The organism is Nocardioides stalactiti (assembly GCF_014180715.1).
Classification (GTDB): domain Bacteria; phylum Actinomycetota; class Actinomycetes; order Propionibacteriales; family Nocardioidaceae; genus Nocardioides; species Nocardioides stalactiti.
This window is the reverse complement of the sequence record NZ_JACEFC010000111.1, coordinates 1-4774: the sequence shown is the minus strand read 5'-3', so window position 1 is coordinate 4774 and position 4774 is coordinate 1. Positions and strand designations below refer to the sequence as shown.

At 71.2% G+C, this 4774-nt stretch carries 5 protein-coding genes; all 5 read right to left on the bottom strand.

Features of this window, described 5'->3' with window-relative positions:
- Positions 1-41: 41 nt before the first annotated feature.
- Positions 42-1124 carry a TIGR03032 family protein gene (locus H0487_RS18145; protein ID WP_183095641.1) on the bottom strand — a complete coding sequence of 361 codons (1083 nt, stop codon included), beginning with the start codon at positions 1122-1124 and terminating at the stop codon, positions 42-44.
- A complete protein-coding gene (locus H0487_RS18140; protein ID WP_183095640.1) occupies positions 1121-2971 on the bottom strand; it encodes an ELWxxDGT repeat protein in 1851 nt (616 codons plus the stop codon). The genes H0487_RS18145 and H0487_RS18140 overlap by 4 nt, the downstream gene beginning before the upstream one ends.
- A gap of 109 nt (positions 2972-3080) precedes the next feature.
- On the bottom strand, positions 3081-3746 hold the full coding sequence (locus H0487_RS18135; RefSeq protein ID WP_183095639.1) for a Fic family protein: 666 nt from the start codon (positions 3744-3746) through the stop codon (positions 3081-3083).
- Between the two features lie 63 nt (positions 3747-3809).
- Positions 3810-4373 carry a hypothetical protein gene (locus H0487_RS18130; RefSeq protein ID WP_183095638.1) on the bottom strand — a complete coding sequence of 188 codons (564 nt, stop codon included), beginning with the start codon at positions 4371-4373 and terminating at the stop codon, positions 3810-3812.
- Between the two features lie 11 nt (positions 4374-4384).
- The coding region (locus H0487_RS18125) for a hypothetical protein (protein ID WP_183095637.1) at positions 4385-4774 on the bottom strand (390 nt) is incomplete at its 5' end.

The following is a 4774-nucleotide window of genomic DNA, read 5'->3' as shown; positions in this document are numbered from 1 at the left end:
CGCCGCCCCGCCGCCCCCGGGGCGGGGGTTCGGCGTGCTTCTCAGGCCTGCTCGTCCTGGTGGGGCAGCACCCAGACGTCGTCGCTGTCGTCGACGGACGCGCCGAAGGTCGGGCTGCGCGCACCGGCGACGACCTGCACGTCGAAGATCTCCTCCACCCCGGAGGCGAACTCCAGGGTGCCGACCGTCGTACCGGTGCGGAGGTCGATGACGCCGACGCCGCACTTCAGCTGGTCGTGGTACGGCGCCAGCGGGGTGTTGCCGAACGTGGTCGTCTCCCGGATCCGGGACAGCCCGACGAACGCGAGGTCGCCGTGCAGCGCCAGGCCGCGGGCGTAGCCCGGCAGCAGCGCGACCACCTCCCGCGTCCCGGAGTCCGGGTCGACCCGCTCGAGGCGGCCCAAGCCGGAGTTGAGGACGAACAGCTGACCGCGGTGCCAGCGCGGCGAGTGGGGCATCGCCAACCCGGAGGTCACCGGCTCCCCCGAGGCGATGTCGAGCACCGCGCCGGTCTCGTTGCGGTTCGCCCGCCAGCCGCCCGGCTCGTCGGTCAGCCCCATCACCGTCACGAACGCCGGCGCCCCGTCGCGCATCGCCAGCCCGTTGAGGTGGCAGCGGTCCTGCGGCGCGAGGCGGGAGATGAACGGCGGCCGCCAGCGCGGCACGAAGCTGTGACGGTCGTCGAGGCCGGCCAGGCAGGAGAAGCGGGTGTTGACGACCCACAGGTCCGGCTCCCCGGCTGTCGACGTCCCCCACGCGACCTCGTGGCTCTGGATGTTGCCGGTGACGACCGACGTCCGCGGCAGCCAGCAGCGGTCGTGCCGCCCTGAGGGCGCCATCGAGGGCGCCTGGTCGGAGTGGTCGCGCAGCATCCAGACCTGGTCCTTGCCGGCGACGGCGAGGACGTCCGCGCCGACCGCCATGCCCATCGCGTGGTCGAACCGGCGGAAGGCGAACGTCAGCCGTCCCTCGGCCACCCCGACGGCGACCACCTGGCCGGCCTGGTAGGTCGACACGAGCAGCGCACAACCCGCCCGGGCCAGGAGCCCGGGCAGGTCGGTGCTGTGCTGGAAACGGACCTCCGTCGGCGCCGGTTCGGCTGCGGCGGGGGTGGCGTCGCTCAACGCTTCCTCGGCGTGTAGGTCCTGGTGGTGCTCTTCACGCTGCCGCCGCAGGAGGTGAAGGTGAACTTCGCGCCGACCTCGACCGTGCCGGTACGGCGCAGCGTCCGCTTCGCCGCACGGGTCAGCTCGAGGGTGAGGGTGACGTACTCGGTGTCGGAGGTGGTGATCTCCTGCGTCAGGACCTTGATCCCGCCGGCGCCGGCCGGCGCTACCTCGACCGTGCCCGAGCCCTCGAATTGCGCGCCAACCCGCAGCGCGCTGTTGGTCCCGTTGAGCCGGGCCCGGTCGGAGATCTCGAAGGCGCCGCCCTTGTTGATGTCGAGCACCAGGTCGGTGCCGTCGGCCGTACCGTCCGAGACCCACAGCTCCTCGCCGTGGAGCCGGTCCCGGGCGTGGAAGAAGAGGTCGCCGCCGGACTCGGTCAGCTCCTCTGGGTCGCTCGAGCCGTTGAGGTAGATGTCCTCCACCTGCTCGGTGCCGGCGTCGGTGCCGTCGGTGCGCCACAGCTCGCGCCCGTGCACGCCGTCGCGGGCGGTGAAGTAGACCGTGGAGCCGACGACGGCCAGCCCGCCGGGGTCGCTGGCATAGTCGTCGGGCCGGATGTCCTTCACCAGCACGGTCCCGGCGTCGGTGCCGTCCGAGCTCCACAGCTCGCTGCCGTGGATGCCGTCGTCGGCCGCGAAGAACACCTCGTCGCCGACGGCGGTCATGTCGCCGAGGCCGTAGCTGTACTCGTCGTCCGAGGTCTCGAAGTGCTTGACGAACACGGTCCCGGCACCGGTGCCGTCGGAGACCCACAGGTCGTGCCCGTCACCCGGGGCGTCGGAGGAGAAGAACACCCGATCGCCGGCGGCGACCATGTCGTCGGGACCGCCGGAGGCGGCACCGGGACGGACGTCCTCGACCAGCTCGGTGCCGGCTCCGGTCCCGTCGGAGATCCACAGCTCGCTGCCGTGGACGCCGTCGCGAGCGCTGAACAGCACCTGGTCGCCGAGGGCGGTGAGCTGGTGGGCATAGCTGCTGTAGGAACCGGGCCGCACGTCCTTGACCAGGACCGTGCCGCCCGCGGTGCCGTCGGACCTCCACAGCTCCTGACCGTGGTCGTCGTCGGCCGCGGAGAAGAAGAGCGTGTCACCGACGGCCGTCAGCTGGGACGGACCGCCGTACTCGCTGTAGACGCCGGGCGTGCCGAAGTCCTTGACCAGCACGGTGCCGGCCCTCGTGCCGTCCGACGTCCAGAGCTCGCTGTTCTGCCCGTCGCTTGCGGCGCTGAAGAACAACCGGTCGCCGACGGCGGTCAGCTCCGAGGGCCCACCGCCGTACTCGCTCCCGCTGTCGGGGAGGCGCTTGACCAGGACGGTGCCGGCCTTGGTGCCGTCGGACTTCCACAGCTCGCCGGCCTCGTCACCGCCGTCGAGGGTGAAGAACAAGGTGCCGTCGACGGCGACGAGGTCGCTGTTGTCGCCGTAGTCGTAGTAGCCGCTGGACGGCAGCCGCTTGAGGAGCCGGGTCGTGCCCTCGGTGCCGCCCGACCGCCACAACGCGTTGCCCCGGTCGTCGGAAGCGGTGAAGAACAACCGGCCGTCGACGTCGGTGAAGTTGCGCGGCGTGCTGTCCGGGGTGGTCCCCGTGCAGTCCAGCGCCCCGGCTGCCGTCGCGGTCCGCGTCGGCGCCGCGCTCGCCGGCGACGCGACCATCGCGGCAGCGGCGCCCGCACCGGCCAGGGTCATCGCTGTCGCGGCGGCTGTCGCCACCCGCCGCGTTCGGTTCTGTCGCCGGAGCGTCTTCTCCCGGGAGACCCGCGTGCGCTGCACCTTGGCCCTTGCGGTCCGCTGACGTCGACTCATGTGACTACCTCCCGGGAAACAGCGCTTGAGCGCTGCCGAGTATGCAGCACTGCCTTCATGACGCGCGGGGATCCCGGTCGGTTGCCTCAGATCAGATTTCTCTGAGCGTTCAGCCTGCTCGGGGGTTCCGGCGAGCTCGATCGCCGAACCGGTCCAGGGCTTCGAGAACCTCTTTCGCCTGCCAGACGACGTTCCGCTTCTGGCCGTCACCATGCACGGTCGTGGGTTTGGAGAGCGCTCCGATCTCGTGGAGCTGGCGCAAGGCGTTGTCAGCGGCGGGCTGGGTGACCTTCATGACCTCCTGGACAACCTTGGACGTCACCGACGGCTGCCGGAGCAGAAACGGGAGGACTCGCCAGGCGACGGCGTCCTTACGGGCACGGAGCTGATGGCTCCAACCGTCGTGCAGCGACTTCAGGTCGGTGGCGAGCTGCTGGCCGTTGCGGACGGCAGCGAATGCCGCCCGGGTGAACTCGATGACGACCGGATTCGCGTCGCCAAGGCGGTACGCCGTCAACGCGTCGTCGTAGGCGTCCGTGTCGGACAGAAGGCCTGCGGACACCGGGACCGTGGTGCGGGTGGTCGCTCCCCCGTTGCGGAGAATGACGTGGACCAGAGCACGGCCCGCGCGGCCATTGCCGTCGTTGAACGGATGGATCGTCTCGAACTGAGCGTGCGCGATGGCTGCATGGGCGAGCAACGGAAGGTCAGTCCGCTCGGCGAACGCGCAGAGATCCTTGATGGCTCCCTCGACCCGCGAGTCGCGCGGCGGCACGAGGGTCGCATGGTGCGGCGAGTAGTCGTTCCCGCCGTCAACGGGTCCCGTCGGGTAGCCACGTCAGCCCGTCAGCGCGGTCGACGGACTACGGGAGCCGAACCGCACGTATGCCAAGAGGCAGCCGACACAGGCGAGGGCGAAGGCGAGCTGCCCAGGGGTCCCGAGGCTGGCCCACAGCGACGCGGGGGTCAGGTGATAGAGCGCCCGGGTCGACACGATGGTCGTGACGAGACAGGCCGCACCGATCGCCGCGCTCCCCCGGCCGACGAGCACGGAGAGGCCGAAGGCGACGGACGTCAGGGCGACCGCCAGCTCCGGCATCCTCTGCTGACCGGCGCGAGCACCCACCACCGCGGCAGCTGCGCCGACGACGCAGAGCACCACGAGTGCCCAGCCCAGCCGCGCCCCACGCACGCGCGGCGATCCCTCGCCGTCGGGCAGCTCGTTGTGGACCGCGAGCGCGGCGACCATCGCCAGGGCCGAGGGGATGAGGAACCACATCGGCACCTTCCCGCCGTAGGGCACCGGCACCCGGAGGTAGGTGTAGAGCGAGCCGGCGACCCCGATCGCCACCAGCACCGCACCCACCCGGAAGCCGTCGTGCGCCGTGACCCAGGCACGCACCGCGCTCGCGTTCACTCCCACGGCATCGCGAGACGGTCGAAGTCGCACGTGGTGAACCGGCGGAACGTGTCGATCACCCACGCCGTCGTCACGGCGTCGTCGAGACGGGGCAGCCACTTCTCCATCGGTCGGCTGTAGACGTTGGGCCGCTCGCCGTGGCGCGCGACCGCCCACTCCACGATGAACTCTTCAGCATCGAGTGCGGTGATCGGCGGCACGTCGCCCGACCATTGGGGACACGGCGCCGGGTTCGTCAGCAGCATCACCGCGTCGCGAAAGTCGTACCTCTCGCGGCTGGTCAGGGAGAACGTGCCGCGTCCCGACGACGGCGACCTGCCCGGGAGCTCCTCCTCGTAGGTCTCGGGCAGGTCGACCCCGGCGGCCGGGATGACCTCGGCGGC